Genomic DNA, 21,844 nt, shown 5'->3' on the forward strand with positions numbered 1-21,844 from the left:
AATGATCCAGCCCACCCGTCGCACGATGCTTCGCGTCGGACTCGTCTCTGCCGCCGCCCTCGCCATGCCCTCCTTCCTCGCCGGCTGCTCGACCGGAGGCTCCGCCTCGGCCGGGACTGCGATCTGGATCTGGCCCGGCGGACTGAGCGACACCGTGACCGCCTCGGCCGTCACGAAGTTCCCCGACGCCGGCATCGACGTCTCGGTGATCGGCGGCGACTTCAAGCAGAAGCTCGTCACCACCTTCACCGGACGCTCCGGCCTGCCCGCCGTCACCGGCGTCAAGGGGGAGGACATGCCCTACTTCCTTCAGCAGGCCGATCTCTTCACGGACCTGAAGCCCCTCGTCTCGGCCGATCTGCTCGCGCAGTTCCCGGACTGGAAGCTTGCCGAGGCGACGACGCCCGACGGCAAGCTCCTCGGACTCCCGATCGATATCGGCCCGACCGCGATGTACTACCGCTCCGACGTCCTCGCGGCGGCCGGCCTGCCCTCCGAGCCGGCCGACGTCGCGGCGGCGACCGCCACCTGGGACGACTACTTCGCGTTCGGTGAGAAGCTGAAGGCCGCGAACGGCGCCTTCATCGAGGTCTCGCTCGGCGACGTCTTCAGCAAGTCGATGTTCCAGAGCCCGACGAAGTTCGTCGACGAGGACGGCGCGTTCCTCGGCGAGAGCGAGCCGGTCAAGCAGGCCTGGGCCCGCGCCGTCGACGCGCACCAGCGCGGACTCTCGGCCGGCCTCCAGGACGGCAGCCCCGACTGGGCCGCCGCCATCACGGAGGGATCGCTGCCGACCCTGCTCGGCGCGGCCTGGTATCAGGCCGACATCAAGGGCGCCGCCGCGGGGACCTCCGGATCGTGGCGCGTCGCCCCGATGCCCGGCGGCCCGGCGAACATCGGCGGCTCGTTCCTGACGATCCCCGCCGGCACCGAGGACTCCGCCGGCGCCCTCGAGGTGATCGAGTTCCTCCTCGAACCGGAGAACCAGGCGATCTCGTACACCGAGACCGGAGCCTTCCCCTCCTCGACCGCCGCGTTCGATCAGCCCGCCCTCACCAGCGGCGACGCGTTCTTCGGCGGCCAGACGACCGTCGACGTCTTCGCCCAGGCCACCGACTCGATGCCCACGACCTACACCGGTCCCTTCGACAACCAGGTCTCCGCTCCTTACTACACGGAGCTCACCAACATCGAGTCGCAGGACAAGGATCCCGAGGCCGCGTGGAACGACGCCGTCGCCGCGGCGAAGTCCGCCCTGGAGAGCGCCGCGTGACCCAGGCAGGCCTGGCGGCGGGCGCGCCCGTCCGGCCGGCGCGCCCCCGCCGCCGCGGGAAGAAGGTGTGGCCGTACTACGTCGCCATCTCGCCGTTCTTCCTGCTCTTCCTCGCCTTCGGGCTCTACCCGATGGTGTACTCGCTGCTGCTGTCGTTCCAGGACTGGAACGGCCTCGGCACGGCCGAGTGGGTCGGCGCCGACAACTTCACCCGGCTGCTCTCGGACGCCACCTTCTGGCTGTCGATCCGCAACACGCTCGTGATCTTCCTGCTCTCGACCGTGCCGATGCTCTTCTTCGCCATCCTCGTCGCGGCGATGCTCAACTCCGCGGTGAAGTTCACGACGGTGTACCGCATCGCCTACTTCGTCCCGAACATCACCTCGGTCGTCGCCATGGCGGTGCTGTTCGGCTCGATCTTCGGCGACCGCTTCGGCCTCGCGAACGCGGCGCTGCAGGGGATCGGGCTGCCGGCGGTCGGCTGGCTGTCGACGCCGTTCGGCATCCAGATCACGGTCGCGATCCTGATCACCTACCAGTGGACCGGCTACAACGCGATCATCTTCCTCGCCGGCATGCAGTCGATCGGCAGCGAGGTCTACGAGGCCGCGAAGATCGACGGCGCCGGAGCGATCCGCAGCTTCTTCTCGATCACCCTGCCGCTGCTGCGGCCGACGATCATCTTCGTGGTCGTGGTCTCGACGATCACCGGACTGCAGAGCTTCACCGAGGCCCAGGTGCTGACCTCGTCCTCGAGCATCACGAACCCGAACAGCGGCGGAGCGGGCCAGGGCGGACTCACGACGGTCCTGTACTTCTACCAGCAGGCCTTCAACTACAACCGCTTCGGCTACGGAGCGGCGATCGCCTGGGCGATCTTCCTCCTCGTCGTCATCATCACCGTGCTGAGCTGGCGCGGGGCCGCGGGTCGCGGCGAGAAGGGATCCCGCTCATGAGCGCACTCGCCGAGAACCCCGGCCGCGTCCGCACCGCGGACGCCGCCCCCTCCCGCCGGGCTCGCGACCAGGAGGCGGGCACCCGCCGGCGCCGCCCGACCCCGCCGTCGCGGGTCGTGCTGCACGTGCTGCTGGGGGCGGGAGCGGTCGTCTCGCTGTTCCCCCTCTACTGGCTGGTCGTGATGGCGAGCAACTCGACGAGCGACATCTACAAGTCGCCGCCGGTGCTCGTCCCCGGGACGCAGCTGCTCGCGAACATCCAGAAGGTCTTCACGACCATCGACTTCGGCGGCTCGCTGCTGAACACCGTCGTGGTCGCGATCTCGGTGACCGCGCTCGTGCTGTTCTTCGACTCGCTCGCAGCCTTCACCTTCGCTAAGTTCGACTTCCCCTTCCGCCGTCTGCTCTTCGGAGTGCTGCTCGGCACGTTCATGCTGCCGATGCAGCTCGCGGTGATCCCGCAGTTCATCACGATGATCAACCTCGGCTGGGTCGGCCAGCTGCAGGCCCTGATCGTGCCGGCGGCCGCCAACGCGTTCGGCATCTTCTGGCTGCGCCAGTACATCCTCTCGAGCGTCCCCGACGAGCTGCTCGACGCCTCCGTCATCGACGGGGCGGGCTTCTTCCGGCAGTACCTCACCGTCTGCCTCCCGCTGATCCGGCCGGGGCTCGGCTTCCTCGGCGTCTACACCTTCATCGCCGCCTGGAACGACTACCTCTGGCCCCTGATCGTGCTGAACAACCCCAACACCCTGACCCTGCAGGTCGCGATGAGCCAGCTCAACACCGCGCACGGGCAGGACTACGGGATGGTGATGGCCGGGGCGCTGCTCTCGGTGGTTCCGCTGCTGTTCGTCTTCCTCCTCGGCGCGAAGCAGTTCATCGGCGACATCGCGAAGGGGGCGCTGAAGTGACGGCGCTGCTCGAGCGGGCGCTCGTCCCGCGCTCGGCAGGCACCCTGCTGCACGCGTGCGATGCGGCGTCCGTCGGCCGGGTCGCGGCCGCGATCGTCACCGAGTTCGTGCGCGCGAACCCCTGCGGCGTGCTCGGCGTCGCCACCGGCTCCTCACCCGAGCCCGTCTACGAGCAGCTCGCGCGGGCCCGGGCCGACGGGCTGCGGACCGAGGGCCTCACCCTCGTCGCCCTCGACGAGTACGTCGGGCTCGACGAGAGCGACCCCCGGGGCTACCGCGCCTACGTCCTCGAGCGGATCGCCGGGCCCCTCGGCATCGACCCGGCCCGGGTCCTCGTCCCCGAGACGGCCCGGCTCGGCGCCGAGGACGCAGCGCGTGAGCACGAGCGCCGCCTCGTCGAGCTCGGCGGAGCGGGCCTGCAGCTCGCCGGTATCGGCTCCAACGGACACCTCGGCTTCAACGAGCCCGGAGCGCCGCTGAACGGCCGGACCCGGGTCGTCGAGCTCGCCGCCTCGACCCGCCGCGACAACGCGCGCTACTTCGGCGGCGACCCCGACCGGGTGCCGAGCCGCGCGGTCACCCAGGGGATCGGCACGATCCTGGACGCCGGCCACGTCCTCCTCCTCGCCCGCGGGGCCGGCAAGGCCGGCGCCCTCCGGGCCGCCTTGACCGGAGCGGTCGATCCGCGACTGCCCGCCTCCGCCCTGCAGCGCCACCCGCGGGTGAGCGTCGTCGCCGACCACGCCGCCCTCGGCCGCCCCCTCGAGAACTGAGACCTCGCACCGCCATGCCCCACCTCGGCACCACCGCCCCCGGCTCCTCCTCCCGCCTCGCCCCGCGCTCCTGGCTGCACTCGGACGCCCCGGCGCTCTCGCTCGACGGCGACTGGGCATTCCGGCTCCTGCCGGGCGACCCCGGGGACGGCGTCGCAGCGCCGCCCTCCTTCGCCGATCCCTCGACGAGCACCGACGGCTGGCAGTCGCTCCGAGTCCCCTCGCACTGGGCGCTCGAGGGCCACGGGCGGCCGGTGTACACGAACATCCGCTACCCCTTCCCGGTCGATCCGCCGCACGTCCCCGACGAGAACCCGACCGGCGACCACCGCCGGTCCTTCGAACTCCCGGCGGCCTTCGACGGCGCCGCCAAGGTGCTCCTGCGCTTCGACGGCGTCGAATCCCTGGCGACCGTCTGGCTGAACGGCGTGGAGATCGGCTGGTTCACCGGCAGCCGGCTCGCGACCGAGTTCGACGTCACCGAGCACCTCGTCCCCGGCGAGAACGTCCTCGCCGTGCGCGTGCACCAGTTCTCGGCCGCCAGCTACCTCGAGGACCAGGACCAGTGGTGGCTCGCCGGCATCTTCCGCTCGGTGACGCTGCTCGCCCGTCCCGCCCTCGCCCTCGACGACGTCGACGTCACCGCCTCCTACGACGAGATCGGCGGCAGCGGCGAGCTGACCGTCGTGCCGACCGGCGCCTTCCCGATCACGATCCGCGTCCCGGAGCTCGGGATCCACGAGGTCTGGGACGGCCCGGACGAGGTCGCTCCTCTCGCCGTCCCGAGCGTCGAGGCGTGGTCGGCGGAGTCGCCGCGACTGTACGACACCACGATCGCCTCCCCGGAGGAGACGGTCTCCCTGCGCCTGGGATTCCGCAGCGTCCGCATCGAGGGCGATCGCCTGCTCGCGAACGGCCGCCCGCTCGTCTTCCGCGGCGTCAACCGCCACGAGTCCCACCCCGACCGCGGGCGCGTGCACGACGCCGCCGCGACCCGCGCCGACCTCGAGCTGATGAAGCGCCACGGCATCACCGCGATCCGGACCGCGCACCAGCCGCCGCACCCGTCCTTCCTCGACCTCGCCGACGAACTGGGCTTCTGGGTCGTCCTCGAGTGCGATCTCGAGACGCACGGCTTCTGGGAGGTCTCCTGGGCGGGCAACCCGTCCGACGACCCGGCCTGGCGCGACGCGTTCCTCGACCGCGTGCAGCGGACCGTCGAGCGGGACAAGAACCACCCCAGCGTGGTCGTCTGGTCGCTCGGCAACGAAGCGGGAACGGGCCGCAACCTCGCGGCGATGGCCGCCTGGGTGCACGAGCGCGACCGCACGCGGCCGGTCCACTACGAGGGCGACTACGAGGGCGCCTACACGGACCTCTACTCACGGATGTATCCGACGCTCGAGGAGATCCACTCCGTCTGCGGCGAGCAGACCATGCCGGTGCACGAGATCGGCCCCGCGGCAGGGGCTCGGCAGCGGTCGAAGCCCTTCCTCCTGTGCGAGTACGGGCACGCGATGGGCAACGGGCCGGGGGCGCTGGCCGACTACGAGGCCCTCGTCGACCGGTACCCGCGCCATCACGGCGGCTTCGTCTGGGAGTGGCGCGACCACGGCCTGCGCACCCGGACCGCCGACGGCACCGAGTTCTTCGGCTACGGCGGCGACTTCGGCGAGGAGCTGCACGACGGGATCTTCATCATGGACGGCCTCGTCCTCTCCGATGGAACGCCGACACCGGCTCTCGCCGAGTTCGCCGCGGTCGCCGCCGAGGTCGCGCTCGCGATCGACCCCGCGCTGAGGACCCTCGAGATCCGCAACCGCCGGCACACCCTCGACACGGCCGATCTCGAGTTCGAGTGGACGCTCGAGGACGACGGCCGGCCCGTCGCCCACGGCGTCGTCGAGGTGGCGCCCCTCGCTGCCGGAGGAAGCTCGCACGTCCCGCTGCTGCTGCCGACGCCACCGCTCACCGGCGCCGAGCGCTGGCTGTCCGTCCGGGCGACGCGCCGCGCGGCGACCGCCTGGTCGGCGGCGGGACACGTCGTCGCCACCGCGCAGGCGTCCGTGGCGCGCCCGAGCACCCGCCCGCGACCGACGCCCGACCGCCTCCGCAGGACGGCGGAGGGGGCGGCTCTCGGCAGCGCCCGCTTCGCCGCGGACGGAGCGCTGATCGCACTCGCCGACCTGCCGATGGCCGGCCCGCGCCTCGAGCTGTGGCGCGCGCCGACCGAGAACGACCGCCTCGACGGCCAGGGCTCGTACGAGGTCGCCGACCCGGCGCTGACGAACGGCCGCGGCGACGAGGACGTCCCACCCTCCGCCGATCGCTGGCGCGAGCGCGGCCTCGACCGCCTCCGGCACCGCACCCTCTCGGTCGAGTTCGGCGAGCGCGGACTCGTCCGCCGGTTGCGCAGCATGGCCGCCGGCACCGGCATCGGCGTGGAGACCCGGCTGGAGTGGACCCTGGTCGACACCGGGCTCCTGCTCCGGGCCGACATCGTGCCCTTCGGAGTCTGGGACTGCACCTGGCCCCGCGTCGGGCTGCGCTTCGACCTGCCCGGCTCGCTCGCCGACGGCTCGGTGGAGTGGTTCGGCACCGGTCCCGCCGAGTCCTACCCCGACTCGCGCGCGGCGGCCCGGGTCGGCCGGTACACGTCCGCAGTCGATGCGCTCGAGGTCGCCTACGCCCGCCCACAGGAGTCCGGCCACCGCTCCGACCTGCGCTCGCTCGAGCTCGGGCCGCTCAGCGTGACGGCACTCCCCGACGCCCAGGGCCGCCGGCCGGGCTTCCAGCTCTCGCGCCACACCCCGCAGCAGCGGAGCGCCGCGGCGCACCCGCACGAGCTGCCGCCGTCCGACAGCCTGCACCTCTTCCTCGACGCCGCTCAGCACGGCCTCGGCTCGCGCGCCTGCGGCCCGGACGTCCTGCCGAAGGACGCGCTCTGGCCCGGCGCGCACCGCCTGACGCTCGTCCTCGGGTGACCGGCGTCCCCTCGCGACCATGCTGATCGAGTAGCGCGCGGAGCGGGCGTATCGAGATCCACCCATGCCAGGAGTGGAGTCTGCAGACCCGCCCTGCTGGTGACGGCGGGTCTCGATACGCCGCGTGCCGCGGCTGCTCGTCCAGCACGGGGAGCCGCGTGCCGCGCCTGCTCCTGCGAGAGGGGTCGGGCACCCATGCTGATCGAGTAGCGCGCGGAGCGGGCGTATCGAGATCCACCCATGCCAGGAGTGGACTCTGCAGACCTGCCCTGCTGGTGACGGCGGGTCTCGATACGCCGCGTGCCGCGGCTGCTCGACCAGCACGGGGAGCCGCGCGCAGCGGCCGTATCGAGATCCGCTTCGGTCAGCGCGCCGTGCGGCGCCGCCGGGCGAGGCCGAGCACGAGGGCTCCGCCGGCGAGGAGGGACAGCGCGGCGGCCGAGAGCCAGCCGGTCTCGACGCCGGTGGAGGCGAGCGAGCCGGAGCCCGAGCCCGTCCGCGGCGGCACGGCACCGGCGGGGTGCGTCGGCGCGGCCGTGGGCTGCGACGTGGGTCCGGCCGTGGGCTGTGCGGTGGGCGCAGCGGTCGGCTCGGTCGTGGGCACTGCGGTCGGTCCGGCCGTCGGCACCGCGGTCGGCTCGGTCGTCGGCACCGGGGTCGGCGTCACCGCCGCTCCGAACACGTCGGCCGCGGAGCCGAGCGACGCGAGCACCGTCTCGCCGTTCGCGTCGTCGACGCCGTCGTTGTCGGTGACCGCGAAGACCTCGCCGGAGCCGGTGATGCCCAGGCCCTCGAGCTTCTCCTGCGTCCAGCCGTTGCCGGCCTCGAGCGCGGGCAGGACGTCGACGGCGAGCGTCTTCTCCAGCACGGGGAGCTCCTCGCCGATCGCGGCGCCCGGGCCGGTCGGCAGCGGCACCGTGTACACGGCCTTGAGCGCCGCGTCCGGTCCGTTGCGCTTGTCGCGCTCGATGACCGCGAGGGTCCCGGCGGGCGTCAGCGTGATCTCGGAGAGGCCGTTCCAGTCGCCCTCGGCGCCGGACGGCGCCTCCAGCGGGTAGCCGAAGAAGCTCCAGCTGCCTGCAGCGACGTCATAGCGGCCGATCCGGACGATCCCGTCGGCGTCGGTCGACGCCTCCCGCTGCAGTGCGGTCCAGACGATCTCGCCGCCCTCGCCAGCCTCGATCGTGACGCCCTCGAAGCCCTGCGAGCCGAGCGCGTCGCCCAGCTCGGCGGGGAGCGCGATGCGCTCGAGCACGGCGGCGGAGGCGTCCAGGCGCAGCAGCGCGTTCTCGGGACCGGTCGCGCCCTCGGTCACGGCCCAGAAGCCGCCGTCCTCGCGCGCGGCGATGCCCTCGAGGTCGAGGGCGGCGGGCTCTCCCGCCTCGGTGACGGTGAGCGTGGAGTCGATCAGCGCCGGGACGACCGAGGTGTCGACGGAGTAGACCGTGCTCGGCGCGTAGGCGCTGTCGCTCACGGCGTAGAGACGATCCGCGGCGGCCGGGTCGCCCGAGAGGCCCGAGAGTGCGCCCCACGGCAGCGGCGAGCCGTCGACGTCGGCCGACGCGATGGTCGGGAAGGCGGGGGAGGAGGCGCCGAGCGCGTAGAGCTGCACGCTCGCGCGGACCGCGGCCTCGGCGTCGTCGGTCTCGCTCGAGACGACCAGCAGGTCGCGCTCGGGCAGGGCGAGCAGCCCCTCCGGACCGGGCGTGGAGGGCAGCGCCTGCACGAGGCGCGGCGCGGTGGGGTCGGAGACGTCGTAGACCGCGACGAAGTTGGCGCGTTCGGCGCCGACGAAGACGTAGGGCACGCCGTCGAAGGTCGCCGAGAGCAGTCCCTCCGGCTCGGAGCCCTTCGCGTCGGAGCGCTTGTCGGGGTAGAGGCCGAGGCTGACGGCGAGGTGGTCGAAAGTGTTGCCGGCGTCCCAGACCACGGCGCCGGAGGCCGCGTCGAGGATCGACCAGCCGCGGGTGCCGCCCTTCCAGTCGCCCTCGTTCGCGATCGCGACGTGGTCGTCGCCGACCCAGCCGATCGCGTCGGGCTCGCGCGGGACGTCGGTGATCGAGTCGGTCAGCGCGATGTGGTCGTCGTCGAGGGTGTCGATCCCGGAGACGGAGGCGGTGCCGGCCGAGTAGGACGCGGTGACGGTGCGGGTCGCCAGGTCGAGGATCGCGACGGCGTTGTTCTCCTGCAGGGTCACTGCGACGGCGGTGTCGGCGGGGTTGATCGAGACGTACTCGGGCTCCGGGTCGCTCGGGGTGTCGAGGCCCGCGAGGCCGGTGAGCGCGATGTGCTCGGCGACCCAGGCGGACGGGTCGGCGGTGAGGTCCATGACGACGAGCTCGCCGGCGGGGGCCTGCGGGAGGTCGCCCTCCTCGGCGCCCTCGGGGGTGAACTCCTCGTCGCGCTGGTTCTCGATCGCGATGACGGCGAGGTCGCCGGCGGTGGTGACGTCGATGGAGTCGGGCTGGCCGCCGAGCTCGATCGTCGCGACCGGGGCGAGGTCGCTCGCGTGCAGCACGCTGACGTGGCCGGAGGGGTTCGCGAAGTCGCCGTCGGAGGTGTCGACGACCGCGAGCACGTACTCGCCGGTCGCGTAGACCGAGGTGGGCTCGCCGCCGACGCCGACGCCGCCGAGGGGCTTCGGCGCATCCGGGTCGCTGATGTCGAGGACGTTGATCCGCTGGCCGGCGGAGTCGGTGGAGTAGACCAGGCGGCCGTCGGGCGAGGCGCTGGAGATCTCGGCGACGGCGGAGTCGACGGCCGGGTCGGCGGCGTTGAGGTACGCGGGCACCGTGGCGACGCGGGTGAAGAAGGAGTCGCCGGCGGCGGCGGCGGTGGCGGGCAGCGCGGCGCCGACGGTGCAGCTCGCGAGGACGAGGGTGAGCGCGGCGCCGGCGGTGCGGCGGGGGGCGAAGTGACGGGGCACGGGTCTCCTGAGCGGTTTCGAAGGAACCCGCCCACGCTGGCCTCTCGGGGTGAACGCGACGGCGCGCCCAGGTGTCCGCCGGGCGAACGCCCGGGGGCGGCGGGGTCTCGATATGCCGAGTGCCGCGCCTACTCGACCAGCATGCAACGCGCACGTGGGGGAAGTTCATGCTGATCGAGTAGGCCGCCTAGCGGCCGTATCGAGATCCACCCGCGTCAGAACAGTGGTCTGCAGACCCTTCCTGCTGAGGACGCCGGGTCTCGATACGCCGCGTGCCGCGGCTACTCGACCAGCATGGGTCGGCGCGCCCTCGCCCGCCGCATCAGCGGGCCGCGAGGCCCGCCGCCGCCGAACCCCAGCCCGCGAGGGCGGCGCGCACGCGCTCGTCGCGCGCCAGCGCGAGCGCCTCGGCGTAGCCCTCCTCCAGCACGTCGTCGATCCGGACGCGCGCGCCCGTCTCGGAGGAGCGGACCGCGGCCTCGACCATCGCGAGGCTCCGCACGTTCGCGTGCACCTCGCCCGAGGGCACGGCGCCGGTCCCCAGCACGCGCACGAACTCGGCGAGCGAGCCGGCGATCTCCTGCGGGCCGGGCTCGAGCGTCGCGGTCTCCACCGCCTCCGACTCGCGCGCCTGCCAGGAGGGGGCGCCGTCGCCGTCCCAGTGCGCGGTGCCGCCCGCGCCGGTCACGCGCCAGTCGCCGTTCCAGGACGTCTCGAGCCCGTCGGCGCACCAGCTGCCGGTGTAGCTGAAGCGGACGCCGCCGGCGAACTCGAAGACGGCGCTCGCCGCGGCGCCGTCGGCGTACCAGCTCCAGGCCGGGTTGTACTCCTCGCAGTAGACGGCGACCGGGTCGCGGTCGAGGACGTAGCGCGCCGCGTCGAAGGCGTGGATCGCCATGTCCACCAGCAGCACGTGCGGCATCTCCTCGCGGAAGCCGCCGAAGTGCGGCGCCTTCGCGAAGAGGACCGACGCCGTGCCGAGCTCCCCGAGCCCGGCGACCTGCTCGCGGAACGCCGCGATCGCGGGGTAGTAGCGCCGCGACTGGCTGGTCATCAGCAGCCGCCCGGCGACCTCGCTCGTCGCGGCGAGGATCAGCGACTCGGCGATCGTCGGCGCGATCGGCTTCTCCGACAGCACCGGCAGCCCGGCGAAGAGCGCCTCGCTGCTCACCGGGAGGTGCGCGCGCGGCACGGTCACGTTGACGACCGCGTCGGCGCCGGAGCGCGCGGCGACCTCGGCGACGGAGCCGCCGACCGCGATCGGCCCGACCCCCTCCTCCTCGGCGGCCCGCTCGGCGAGCGCGACATCGAGGTCGACGAGGCCGACCAGCTCGGCGTCGGGGTGGTCGCGGATGGTGCGGATCCACGCGCGCCCCATGGCGCCCGCTCCGACCTGGACGAGACGGACGGTCATCGGACGAGCGCCCCGCGGTAGTCCTCGCCGGCGAAGAACTCGCCGGACTCGTAGCGCTGCAGCACGGGCAGGCGGCGCTCGGGGCGGTCGGAGCGCGCCCACTCGACGCCGTTCGCGATCACGCGGCGGACGTCCGCGTGGTGGTAGACGGGGAAGTCCTGGTCACCGGGCGAGAAGAAGAAGATCCTCCCGTGGCCGCGCTTCCAGGTCATCCCGGAGCGGAACACCTCGCCGCCGGAGAAGGTGGAGAGGAAGACCAGCTCGTCGGGCGCGGGGACGTCGAAGAACTCGCCGTACATCTCCTGCTGCGGGATCGTGAAGGGATGCGGTACGCCCTGCGCGATGGGGTGGGTCGGATCGACGGTCCAGACGATCTCGCGGTCCTCGGCCGAGCGCCAGCGCAGCGTGCAGGTCGTGCCCATCAGCTTCCCGAAGATCTTCGACCAGTGGCCGGAGTGCAGCACGACGAGCCCCATGCCGGAGAGGACGTGGCGCTGCACGCGCTCGACGATCTCGTCGGCGACGGCATCGTGCGCCATGTGGCCCCACCAGACCAGCACGTCGGTGCCGGCGAGGACCTCCTCGGTGAGGCCGTGCTCGGGCTCGTCGAGCGTGGTGGTCGAGACGGTCGCGCGCTCGCCGAGGTTCTCGGTGATGCCGGCGGCGATCGTCGTGTGCATGCCGTCGGGGTAGATCGCGCGGACCTTCTCCTCGATCTGCTCGTGGCGGTTCTCGCCCCAGACGAGGACGCGGAGGGGAGCGGCGGGTGTGGTCACGGGTGGTCCTTCTTCGTCGGAGGGTGTCGAGTGCGCCGGCGCAGCGGTTAAGCGCTTTACCGGCGAGTGCTCCTAGACTGCGGGACACCGCGCCCCCGCGTCAACCGCGACGGGGCGCGTCGAGCGGAGGGAGGCGCGATGGCGACCATGCAGGACGTCGCGCGCCGCGCGGGCGTGTCGATCGCGACCGTCTCCTTCGTCGTCAACGCGAGCAAGCCGGTCTCGCCCGAGACCGCCGCCCGGGTCCGCGAGGCGATGCGCGAGCTCGGCTACCGCCCGCACGCCCTCGCCCGCGCTCTGGCCCGACGGCGCTCGATGATGATCGCGATCGTCTACCCGCTGGTCCCCTCGCGTCCGCTGAACACCGCGACGACGTTCCTCGCCGGCGCCGCCGAGGCGGCCGCCGAGAGCGGCTACTCGATCGTGCTCTGGCCCACGGTCGGCGGCGCGGAGAAGCTCGCCGATCTGCGCGCCGACGGGCTGCTCGACGGCGTCGTGCTGATGCAGGTGACCTCGGACGACGAGCGGGTGGCGGTCCTGCGCGACTCCGGCACCCCGTTCGCCCTGCTCGGCCGCACCCGCGACCCCTCGTCGCTGGACTGGGTGGACATCGACTTCGAGGGCATGGTCGAGGAGGCGCTCGAGCGCCTGACCGCCCTGGGGCACCGCCGGGTCGCGCTCGTGCTCGGGCCGGAGGGCGGCGCCGACTTCGGCCCCTACGCGCGGACCCGGGAGGCGTTCGAGCGGGCGGCCGCGGCCCGCGGACTGGCCGCCGCGCTCCTGCACTGCGAGGAGACGCCCGCCGGCGGGCGCGCGCTGGCCCGCTCGCTCGACCCGGAGACGGCGACGGCGGTGCTGGTGATCAACGGCGGCGCGGCCGTCGGCTTCGCGCACGAGCTGCGCCACCGCGGCGTGCGGGTGCCCGAAGACCTCTCGATCGTGCTGCTCGCCTCCGACCCCGACGTCGCGGACCTCGCCGACCCCGCGCTCGATCTGCTCGTCGCGCCGGGCCACGCGCTCGGCCGCCGCGGGGTGGAGGCGCTGCTCGCCCGCCTCGCCGACCCGGCCGCGCCGCTGCTGCAGGAGCGCATCGGCGGGCCGTGGCGCCCGGGCGGGTCCGTCGCGGCGCCGCGCGGCTGAGCACCGGCGCGCTCGCACCGCACCGGTCATCCGACCGTCCCATCGTCCAGGTGGCAGAGACCGGTCGTGAGTGGCGGTTCCTGACTGATCAGCGAATCCTCCAGTCTTCTCCGGAGGATCGCCCGTGTGGGTCGGGCGGCACGAGGCCTAGCGTGGGAGCACCGTTCCGGCCCGAAGGAGCACCCGGCATGACCCGCGCGACCCGCTCACCCCCTCCGCCCGCCCACCTGCCGCCGCGGCTGACCCTCTCGCTCTGGGACTTCTCCTGGTACACGCGGACGATGCCGGGCGAGCCCTTCCACGACCTCGGGCGCGCGTTCGACGAGGCGGTGGAGCGCGGCTGCAACACGGTCCGGATCTGCGCGGCTCCGCTCCTGCTGTTCGGCGACCACTCGATCGACAGCTCGCAGCTGCGCTTCTCGAACATGGGCGGCGACATCGGCCGGGGCACGCGCTGGTACGACGCCGTCGGCGGCGCCGTGCTCGACCTGCGGGCGCGCCTGGTCGAGCTGTTCCGCCAGGCGGCCGCGCACGACGTGCTCGTCATCGTCTCCTCCTGGGAGTACCAGCAGAGCCCCGCGTTCCTCAGCGACTCGTCCTGGCACGACATGCTGACGGCGATCCCGCCGACCGAGCGGCACGAGGCTCTCGCCCGCGCCGAATCGCGGCTGATCGCCTTCCTCGAGGCCGAGGGGCTGGCCGACCGCATCGCCTACGTCGAGGTGCACAACGAGGTCGACCTGTCCCGGCTCGGCGAGGTGCCGGCGGAGGGGCTCGACACCTTCTGGGCGCAGAAGCCGTACCTGACCGCCGCGCTGGAGATCCTGCAGGCGGAGCATCCGGACGTCCTGTCGACCGTCTGCTACGGGATCCCGCCGTACCTCGACCTCGACTCCGTGCCGGAGAACGCGCAGGTCGCGCACGTGCACTTCTACGTCTACGGGGTCCTCGCGGCGCTGGAGGAGTGGGCGGGAGTGCGGGCCGAGCCGCCGGCGTTCCCGAGCGCCGAGCTGAGATCGCTGCTGCGCGAGGGGGCGCCCGAGTTCGACGCCCTGGCGCACGCCGTCGAACCGTGGCGGCTCGCGGCGACCGGCATCAGCCCGAGCATGTTCTACGCCTACGACCGGGTCGATCCGGTCGCCTGGGACGCCTGGCTCTCCTCGCACTACGGCCGCTACGAGGTCGCGATGCGGGAGGCGATCGACGTCCGGCTGCGCGCGGTGGCGACCTGGGCCCGCCGCCGCGGAGTGCCCGCCGTGGTCGGCGAGGGCTGGATCGGCTACACGCCGCTGGAGGCGGAGTTCGAGGACGGGCCGGCCGGTCAGGTCCTCGCCGGCTACGCCGTCCAGCGCTGCATCGACCTCGGCTACTGGGGCACGCTCGTCGGCTCCAACTCCGCACCGCAGCACCCGGGCTGGTCGAACGTCGAGCTGCAGCGGCGGCTGAACGGCCTCGTCCTGGCGTCCGGGGAGTCCGGGCCCGCGACGCTGTCCTCCGCGCCGCTAGCCTCCGCGCCGCTCGGTTTCGCTCCGCTCAGTTCCGCGTCCGGTACGCGTGCGGAGTCAGGCCGTGGATCCGCTTGAACTGCCGGGCGAAGTAGAAGGAGTCCTCGTAGCCGGCGGCGGCGGCCACCTCGGCGATCGGCCGCTCCGTCATGTCGAGCAGCTCGCGGGCCCGCGCCATCCGCAGCTCGGTCCGGTACTGCAGCACCGGCATCCCGAAGCGGCGCCGGAAGAGGGCCGCGAAGTGCGACGGGCTCAGGCACGCCATCGAGGCGAGCTCCGCCACCTCGATCCGCTCCGCGGGGTGGTCATGGAGGAACTGCGCGGCCCGGTCGAGTGCGGTGCTGCGCGCGTCACCGGGCGGGCGGTCCGAGGCGAGGATCGCCAGCAGGTGCCAGGCGGCGCCCGATGCGGCGAGCAGGCTGTTCGTCGTCGAATCGCAGCCCAGGTGCGTGATCGCCGCCGAGATCAGCGCGACCGCGGCGTAGACGTCGGACAGGCTGCGCACCGGCGCATCGACCGTCGCGCGCGCGGCCTGCAGGAACTCGGGCAGATCGCTGCCGGCGAGGTGCAGCCACCACAGCGTCCACGGGTCGGCGGCGTCGGATCCGTAGCCGTGCGGCTCGCCGGGCGGCAGCAGGACGATCTGCCCCGCGGTCACGGCGAAGGTCCCCGCCGCCGTCGTGCACCAGCCGGAGCCCCGGGTGCAGACCAGGACGACGGCGTCCGCGATCGGGCTGGTGCGCACCCGCCCGTGCCCGCGCGCCTCGGGGAAGTGGCCGCAGTCGGTGACCAGGAGGTGCGACGTCCCCGGCTGCGTCAGCGCCTCCCGCACGCGGGGTCGCGGCAGGACGTGCATCGTCTCGCCAGGGAAGCCCGCGCCGAGGATCGTCGGCGTCCGTGCGCACCGCATCAGCGTTCCGTCCAGAAGTTCCACGGTTTCCGTCCTCCGTCCCGGCCCCGGATCTCATCTTGACTGGGCGTCATGCTCGATGACAGCGCTGCCATTCCCGCAGACAGTACCAGTGGAACGTCCAGGGGAAGCGCTGCGCCGCCGCCCCCTCCGCCCGCCCCGGAGGACGTCGCGTCGAACGACGAGCTGTTCCTCCTCGGTCTGCACCTCGAGGAGCGCCCGCGCTCCGGATGCGCGCCCGAGCACTACTGGGAGGAGGCGGTCTGGCGGGACCCCGGCGACACCCGCTGCCATGTCGCGCTCGCGCGGTCGCTCGCCGTCGCGGCCCGCTTCGACGAGGCGGAGGGCCACCTCCGCTCCGCGATCGAGCGGCTGACCTCTCTGGGCGTGGTGCCGGCCGACGGCGAGGCGCACCACCGGCTGGGCGAGCTCCTCGCCCGGCAGGGACGGCCGGAGGAGGCGCTCGAGGCTCTGAGCACGGCGCGGAGGGCGAGGGCCTGGCGCGTCGCGTCCGGTGTCGCGCTCGGGCGGCTCCTTCTGGCGGCGGACCGTCTCGAGGAGGCCGAGGCCGTGCTGCGCGAGGTGCGCGCGATCGACGGGCAGCACGCGCCGGCGACGGTCCTGCTCGCCGTCGTGCTCCGGCGCGGCCGGCGGGCGCAGCAGTCGAGGGCGCTGCTCGAGAGCGTGCTCGCGCGCGATCCGCTCGACCACTGGGCGCGCGACCTCGCCGGCCGCCCGCTCGACGCCGACGCCGACGCGCTGCTCGACGTCGCGCTGGAGTACCGCGACGCAGGCCTGCCGGACGACGCACTGCGGCTGCTCGCCCTCGCGCTCGCAGCCGATGCCGCGCGGCGCACCCCCTCCGAGCGGACCGGGGTGGTGCCGCTGGTGCACTACCACGCCGCGCTGCTGCACGAGCGGCAGGGTCGGCCCGACCAGGCGCGGGCCGCTCGGCGGACCGCGCAGCAGGCGCCGCTCGAGGGCTGCCGCCCGGTCCGCCTCGAGGACGTCGAGGCGCTGGAGGCGGCGGACACCGAGGACACCACCGCCCGCTTCCTCCTCGGCGGCTGGTACGCCGCGGTGGGCCGCGTCGAGGACGCCTTCGCTGCCTCGTGGGCCGCCGCCGCCCACGACCCGAGGGCGTGGGTGCGGGTGGCCGCGCTGCGCGCGCTGGGGGCGGCCTCCTGCACTGCCTACGGCGACGCCGAGGCGGGGCTGGCCTACCTCGAGCGCGCTCGGCACCTCGCCCCGGACGACGCGGGGCTCCTCGTCGAGTACGACCGGCTCCGGGTGCTCCTCGGGCACGAGGGGCGGCTCGCCCTCCTCGAGGAGAACGAGGCACTCGTCCTCGAACGCGACGATCTGACCCTGGAGTACGCGGCGCTGCTGGTCGCCGACGGCCGCGCGGGTCGCGCTCAGGGCCTGCTGCTGGGCCGGGTGCTCGGGGAGGGGGAGGGCCCCGGGAGCCGGATCCCCGAAGGGCGTGTGCTCGAGGTCTGGGACGCGACGATGATCGCGCTCGCCGATGCGTCGTCGCCCGCCGACGCGCTGACCTTCCTCTGCGCCGCTCTCGCGCCGCCCGCCTGCCTCGGCGAGGAGCGCCCGCTGTCGGCCGTCCCCGCCGGGCTGCTGCTCCGCCGCGGTGCCGCGCGTGCGCGCCTCGGCGACGACGCGGGCGCCGCCGACGACTGGGAGGCGGCGGCCGGGCTGACCGGCGACGCCGTGACGGCTCCGCGCTACGACGAGCAGACGGTCTCCGCGATCCGCGCGCTCCTGGCGCTCGGGCGCCGCGCCGAGGCCGACCGCCTGATGACGGCCTTCTCCGAGTGGATCGACGTGGAGGCCGCGGTCCCGGCCACGGCCGACTGGACCCGCCCCGGCGAGCTGTTCCCGCTGGAGCCGCAGCAGCAGAAGGACGCGCTGCTGGCGCGCTGCCGCGAGCAGCTCGCAGCGCTGGCGGAGGAGCGGCGGAGCGAGGGAGGCGCGCCTGGACCTGCGGAGCGGAGCTGACCGCCGAGTCGGGCACCCGCCGTCGTCCAGCGCCGCAGCTGCCGTGGTTTGCGCGCGAGCGGACCCGGAACGGGCTCGTGGCACGTCCCACAGCCCTCTTCGCGTCCGGTCGCCCGCGTGCCCGCCCGCGAGTGGACGGACGACGGGGTCTGAGCGCAGCCGAAGCCCGTTGTGCGCCCATTCGGGACGACCGCGGCGAGGAGTCCTCGGCCAGGGTCGCTCGACGGGACGGTCCGGCGTGGGCGGGAAGCGCCCGGACACTGCTGCTCCGCCGGCACCGTGGCGCCGCGGGGGTCGCGCTCACCCCGCGTGCGGCAGCAGCACCTCCACCAGGCCGTCGGTGACGCGCGTCTCGAAGCGCGGCTGGGGCGAGGTGGCGGGGCCGCGGACGACCTCGCCGGTCTCGAGCGAGAAGGCGCTCGCGTGCCAGGGGCAGGTGATGCAGGCATCGGCGCCGGTGCCGCGGAACTCGCCCTCGTCGAGGGGTCCGGAGAGGTGGCTGCAGACGTTCGAGAGCACGTCGACGCGGTCGCCGCGGCGGACGGCGAGCAGCGGGGTCTCGGCGACGGTCCTCTTCACGGGGGAGTTCTGCGGCAGCTCGGCGAGCGGGCCGAGGGGCTGCCAGCCGGTCGGGAAGCGGTGCGGCACGTCCTCGGTGTGATTCGCGCCGGCCGCCTGGCGGTAGCTGAGGTGGCCGCCGAGGTAGCCGCCGCCGGAGACGACGGCGAGGCCGAGCGCGCTGAGCACCTTCCCGCTGGTGCGCCGCCCGCGCACGCGCTGGACGAAGGACGCGGTGTAGAGGACGGTCCCGGCGACGTTGGCCGCCGCGTGGACGAGCCCGACGCGCTTCTGCTGCTCGTGCAGCTCGGACCAGTCGGTGTAGCCGGCGGCGGCCGTGGGCAGCACGCTGACGATCCCCAGGCCGACGAGGGTGCGCGCCGCGCGCTCGTTGCCGGGCAGCAGATCGAGGACCGCCGCCGACACCCACGCGCCGGTCGGCACGAGCACGAGCAGCGGATGCACCGGGTGCCCGATCGGGACGCCGTGCAGCACGTCCCGCACGGGCTGCGGCCGGATGACCGCGTCGACCACCTTCTTGACCCGGTCGACGAGCGGATCGAGGGCGGCGACGTTCTCGAGACGGCTGACGAGACGGACGAGCTTCACTTCGCGCATGCCCCAGACCACCCCGTACCCGGGGACCCCGACAAGGGGGTTGCGATCCTGGGGAGCCCGCTGATCACCCGCCCGCGACGGTCCTCACTCGGAGGTGATGCGTCCATTCGACGAGAAACGCTGTTCTGCGCGAGCCTTACCGACACTTCTCGTCGAATGGGCGGGGTTCGGCCCATGCTGATCGAGCGGCGAGCAGCGCGCGTCGCGCGAGCCATCAGCATCAGAGGTCGAGTCTGCAGAGCCGCCCTCGCGGCGGCGGCGGGTCTCGAGACGCCCCTCCGGGGCTACTCGACCAGCATGATCAGGCAGAGGCCGCCTTGCATGCCGATCGAGCAGCGGGCGCAGTCCCCCTGCTGCCGATCGAGCAGTGCTCGGGCGCCCCTCCCTGCTGATCGGGTAGCGCGCGGGGCGCCTCTCCCTGCTGATCGGGTAGCGCGCGGGGCGCCTCTCCCTGCTGATCGGGTAGCGCGCGGGGCGCCTCTCCCTGCTGATCGAGTAGCGCGCGGAGCGCCCTTCCTTGCTGATCGAGTAGCGCGCGCAGCGCGCGTATCGAGATCCGGCCCCGTCGAGACGGCGGCCCGCCGACCCGCCGGCCTCAGTCGGCAGCGGCGAAGAACGCCTCGATCGCGCGGGTCAGGGCGACGAGGTCGTCGACGTGGGCGAGCTCGCGCGCGGAGTGCATCGACAGCAGGGGCACGCCGACGTCGACGGTCGAGATGCCGAGGCGGGTCGCGGTGAGCGGGCCGATCGTGGAGCCGCAGGGGACCGTGTTGTTCGAGACGAACTCCTGGAACTCCACGCCCGCCCGGGCGCACACTCCGGCCCAGAGCGCCGCACCGCGGGCGTCGGTCGCATAGCGCTGCGAGGCGTTGATCTTGAGCAGCGGGCCCTTGCCGGCGACCGGCTGGTTCACCGGGTCGTGCTTCTCCGGGTAGTTCGGGTGCACGGAGTGGCCGGCGTCGGCGGAGAGGCACCAGGACCGCGCCATCGCGCGGGCGCGCTCGTCGACACCCGCGCCGAGCGCGGCGCCGATGCGGGTGAGCACGTCCTCGAGGAAGGGACCGCTCGCTCCGGAGCGGCTGGCCGAGCCGAGCTCCTCGTGGTCGAAGGCGGCGAGCATGCTGATGTGCCCCGGCTCCGCGTTCGAGTCCGAGTCCGCATCCCCGCTGCTCGCCGCGAGCAGCGCCACGAGCCCCGCGTGCACCGAGCTGAGGTCGTCCATCCGCCCGGCCGCGAAGAGCGCGTCGTCGAGGCCGAAGCGAGCGGGCGGCTGGGTGTCCGCGGTGATGAGGTCGTAGCCGACGATGTCGGCGGCGCCGTCGAGCCCGGCCTTCGCAGCGAGGATCTCGAGCAGGTCGTTCCCGTCCGCGTCGCCCAGGCCGTAGACGGGGACGGTGTGCTTGTGCCGGTCGAGCTTCAGGCCGTCGTTCGCCTCGCGGTCGAGGTGGATCGCGAGCTGCGGGATGCGCAGGAACGGCCCGGTGCGCACGAGCACCTCGGCGCCGTCGCGGGTGACGATCCGCCCGGCCAGCTCGAGCTCGCGGTCGAGCCAGGAGTTGAGCAGCGGTCCGCCGTAGACCTCGACGCCGGCCTGCAGCCAGCCCTTCGACTCGACCGTCGGCCGGGGCTTGAGCTTGAAGCCGGGGGAGTCGGTGTGCGCGCCGAGGATGCGGAACGGCGTCACCGCGGTGGCCCCGGCCGGGACGTGCCAGGCGATGACCGCGCCGTCGCGGAGGACGAAGTAGCGCCCGGGCTCGGCGGGCCACGCGGCGGTCTCGTCGACGGACTCGAACCCCGCCGCCGCCAGCCGCCGCGCGGTCTCCGCCGCGGCGTGGAAGGAGGAGGGCGAGGCGGTGAGGAACTCGGCGAAGTCGGCGAGGTGGTCGGCGCGGGAGGTCATCGACTCATTCAAGCAGGGCGATCCGGGGAGTGCTGATCCGGGTCGAGGGGCCGGGCCGGTGGGCGGAGGAGGGGAGCCCGGCACTGCCGCAGCTCACGCCCCTGCCTCCCGGCACCTCCCGGCACCTCACGGCACGATCGCGTCGATGTACCCGCCGTCCACCCGCACCGCGGCGCCCGTGGTCGCCGAGGCGAGCGGCGATGAAAGGTAGACGACCATGTTGGCGATCTCCTCCGGCTCGATCAGGCGCTGGAGCAGCGACTGCGGGCGGTGCAGCCGCATGAACTCGCGCTGCGCCTCCTCCCAGGGGAGGGAGTGGTCGACGAGCTCGTAGACGAAGTCCTCGACGCCGCCGGTGTGGGTCGGCCCGGCGAGCACGCTGTTGACGGTGACGCCGGTGCCGGCGGCGGCCTTCGCGAAGCCGCGGGAGACGCCGAGCAGCGCGGTCTTCGAGACGCCGTAGTGGATCATCTCGGCCGGCGTGACGACGGCGGAGTCGCTGCCGATGTAGAGGACGCGGCCCCAGCCCGCCTCCGTCATCGCGGGCAGGTAGGCGCGGGTGAGGCGGACGCCGGTGAGCACGTTGACCTCGAAGTAGCGGCGCCACTCGTCGTCGGTGATGTCGAGCGGCTCGGTGCTGCCGAAGATGCCGAGGTTGTTGACCAGCACGTCCACCCGCGGCACGGACTCGAGCAGCTTCGCCGTCCCGGCCTCGCTCGAGACGTCGGCGGCCACACCGCGCACGGTGGCGTCGGGCACCGCCGCGCGCACGTCCTTGATCGCGCGCCGGACCGAGCGCTCCGACCGCGCGTTGACGACCACCTCGGCGCCGGCGCGCGCCAGCCCGACGGCGATCGCCAGTCCGATGCCCTGCCCCGACCCCGTCACCAGGGCCGTCCGTCCGCTCAGGTCCAGCTCGATCATGCCGCTCCGCTCCGTCCGCCGCCTGCAGACTCCTCGGAGGAGGGTGCCACACGCCTCCGACACCCGCCCCAGGAAACCGCTCCCACCGCACACCGCACGCTGGTCGAGCGGCCCCGGAGGGGCGCAGCGAGACCGGCCGTCGTCAGGGCGGCTGGTCTGCGGACCACCCGTTAGGCACCGGTGGATCTCGATGCGCCCGCTACGCGGCCTGCTCGATCAGCATGGAGTGCACCCCGCCGAGGCGTCCTGCAACCGTCGAGGCG

15 protein-coding genes are annotated in these 21,844 nt (G+C 73.6%); 8 read left to right on the plus strand and 7 right to left on the minus strand.

The features are described 5' to 3' along the window. Position 1: 1 nt before the first annotated feature. The 5 genes from EDF36_RS07945 to EDF36_RS07965 are packed head-to-tail and all read left to right on the plus strand — an operon-like array spanning position 2 to position 6,900. Positions 2–1,273 carry an ABC transporter substrate-binding protein gene (locus tag EDF36_RS07945; protein WP_123706419.1) on the plus strand — a complete coding sequence of 424 codons (1,272 nt, stop codon included), beginning with the start codon at positions 2–4 and terminating at the stop codon, positions 1,271–1,273. After that, positions 1,270–2,229: a carbohydrate ABC transporter permease gene (locus tag EDF36_RS07950; protein WP_123706420.1), complete on the plus strand. Its 960-nt coding sequence runs from the start codon at positions 1,270–1,272 to the stop codon at positions 2,227–2,229. The genes EDF36_RS07945 and EDF36_RS07950 overlap by 4 nt, the downstream gene beginning before the upstream one ends. Continuing rightward, on the plus strand, positions 2,226–3,143 hold the full coding sequence (locus EDF36_RS07955; protein WP_123706421.1) for a carbohydrate ABC transporter permease: 918 nt from the start codon (positions 2,226–2,228) through the stop codon (positions 3,141–3,143). Before EDF36_RS07950 ends, EDF36_RS07955 begins: the two co-directional genes overlap by 4 nt. Further along, positions 3,140–3,916 (plus strand): glucosamine-6-phosphate deaminase, encoded by a 777-nt coding sequence (locus EDF36_RS07960; RefSeq protein WP_260300597.1) that lies wholly within the window; start codon positions 3,140–3,142, stop codon positions 3,914–3,916. The genes EDF36_RS07955 and EDF36_RS07960 overlap by 4 nt, the downstream gene beginning before the upstream one ends. A gap of 14 nt (positions 3,917–3,930) precedes the next feature. Continuing rightward, on the plus strand, positions 3,931–6,900 hold the full coding sequence (locus tag EDF36_RS07965; RefSeq protein WP_123732587.1) for a glycoside hydrolase family 2 TIM barrel-domain containing protein: 2,970 nt from the start codon (positions 3,931–3,933) through the stop codon (positions 6,898–6,900). 364 nt (positions 6,901–7,264) lie between these two features. Here the strand turns inward: EDF36_RS07965 and EDF36_RS07970 are convergent, their stop codons facing one another. The 3 genes from EDF36_RS07970 to EDF36_RS07980 all read right to left on the minus strand — a co-directional run bounded on the left by EDF36_RS07970 (position 7,265) and on the right by EDF36_RS07980 (position 12,016). Then, positions 7,265–9,826: an esterase-like activity of phytase family protein gene (locus tag EDF36_RS07970; protein WP_185020409.1), complete on the minus strand. Its 2,562-nt coding sequence runs from the start codon at positions 9,824–9,826 to the stop codon at positions 7,265–7,267. 322 nt (positions 9,827–10,148) lie between these two features. Continuing rightward, positions 10,149–11,240, minus strand: a complete 1,092-nt coding sequence (locus tag EDF36_RS07975) for a Gfo/Idh/MocA family protein (RefSeq protein WP_123732588.1) — start codon at positions 11,238–11,240, stop codon at positions 10,149–10,151. Next, complete coding sequence (locus tag EDF36_RS07980; protein ID WP_123732589.1) at positions 11,237–12,016, minus strand: ThuA domain-containing protein; 780 nt, start codon at positions 12,014–12,016, stop codon at positions 11,237–11,239. The genes EDF36_RS07975 and EDF36_RS07980 overlap by 4 nt, the downstream gene beginning before the upstream one ends. Positions 12,017–12,154: 138 nt before the next feature. Here EDF36_RS07980 and EDF36_RS07985 point away from each other — a divergent pair, with 138 nt between their 5' ends. Continuing rightward, positions 12,155–13,156 (plus strand): LacI family DNA-binding transcriptional regulator, encoded by a 1,002-nt coding sequence (locus EDF36_RS07985; RefSeq protein WP_123732590.1) that lies wholly within the window; start codon positions 12,155–12,157, stop codon positions 13,154–13,156. A gap of 188 nt (positions 13,157–13,344) precedes the next feature. Then, positions 13,345–14,739, plus strand: a complete 1,395-nt coding sequence (locus EDF36_RS07990) for a cellulase-like family protein (protein ID WP_123732591.1) — start codon at positions 13,345–13,347, stop codon at positions 14,737–14,739. Here the strand turns inward: EDF36_RS07990 and EDF36_RS07995 are convergent. After that, positions 14,690–15,595, minus strand: coding sequence for an AraC family transcriptional regulator (locus EDF36_RS07995; RefSeq protein ID WP_148059995.1), 906 nt, complete (start codon positions 15,593–15,595; stop codon positions 14,690–14,692). The two genes, EDF36_RS07990 and EDF36_RS07995, sit on opposite strands and share 50 nt — an antisense overlap. A gap of 48 nt (positions 15,596–15,643) precedes the next feature. Between EDF36_RS07995 and EDF36_RS08000 the strand changes: the two genes are divergently transcribed. After that, a complete protein-coding gene (locus EDF36_RS08000) occupies positions 15,644–17,581 on the plus strand; it encodes a tetratricopeptide repeat protein (RefSeq protein WP_123732593.1) in 1,938 nt (645 codons plus the stop codon). Positions 17,582–17,881: 300 nt separating this feature from the next. Here the strand turns inward: EDF36_RS08000 and EDF36_RS08005 are convergent, their stop codons facing one another. The 3 genes from EDF36_RS08005 to EDF36_RS08015 all read right to left on the minus strand — a co-directional run bounded on the left by EDF36_RS08005 (position 17,882) and on the right by EDF36_RS08015 (position 21,578). Beyond that, a complete protein-coding gene (locus tag EDF36_RS08005; protein ID WP_123732869.1) occupies positions 17,882–18,757 on the minus strand; it encodes a Rieske 2Fe-2S domain-containing protein in 876 nt (291 codons plus the stop codon). Positions 18,758–19,352: 595 nt separating this feature from the next. Next, a complete protein-coding gene (locus EDF36_RS08010) occupies positions 19,353–20,657 on the minus strand; it encodes a M18 family aminopeptidase (protein WP_123732594.1) in 1,305 nt (434 codons plus the stop codon). Positions 20,658–20,783: 126 nt separating this feature from the next. Further along, a complete protein-coding gene (locus tag EDF36_RS08015; RefSeq protein ID WP_123706525.1) occupies positions 20,784–21,578 on the minus strand; it encodes an SDR family NAD(P)-dependent oxidoreductase in 795 nt (264 codons plus the stop codon). Positions 21,579–21,844 lie beyond the last annotated feature (266 nt).

The organism is Rathayibacter sp. PhB152, assembly GCF_003751395.1.
Classification (GTDB): Bacteria; Actinomycetota; Actinomycetes; order Actinomycetales; family Microbacteriaceae; genus Rathayibacter; species Rathayibacter festucae.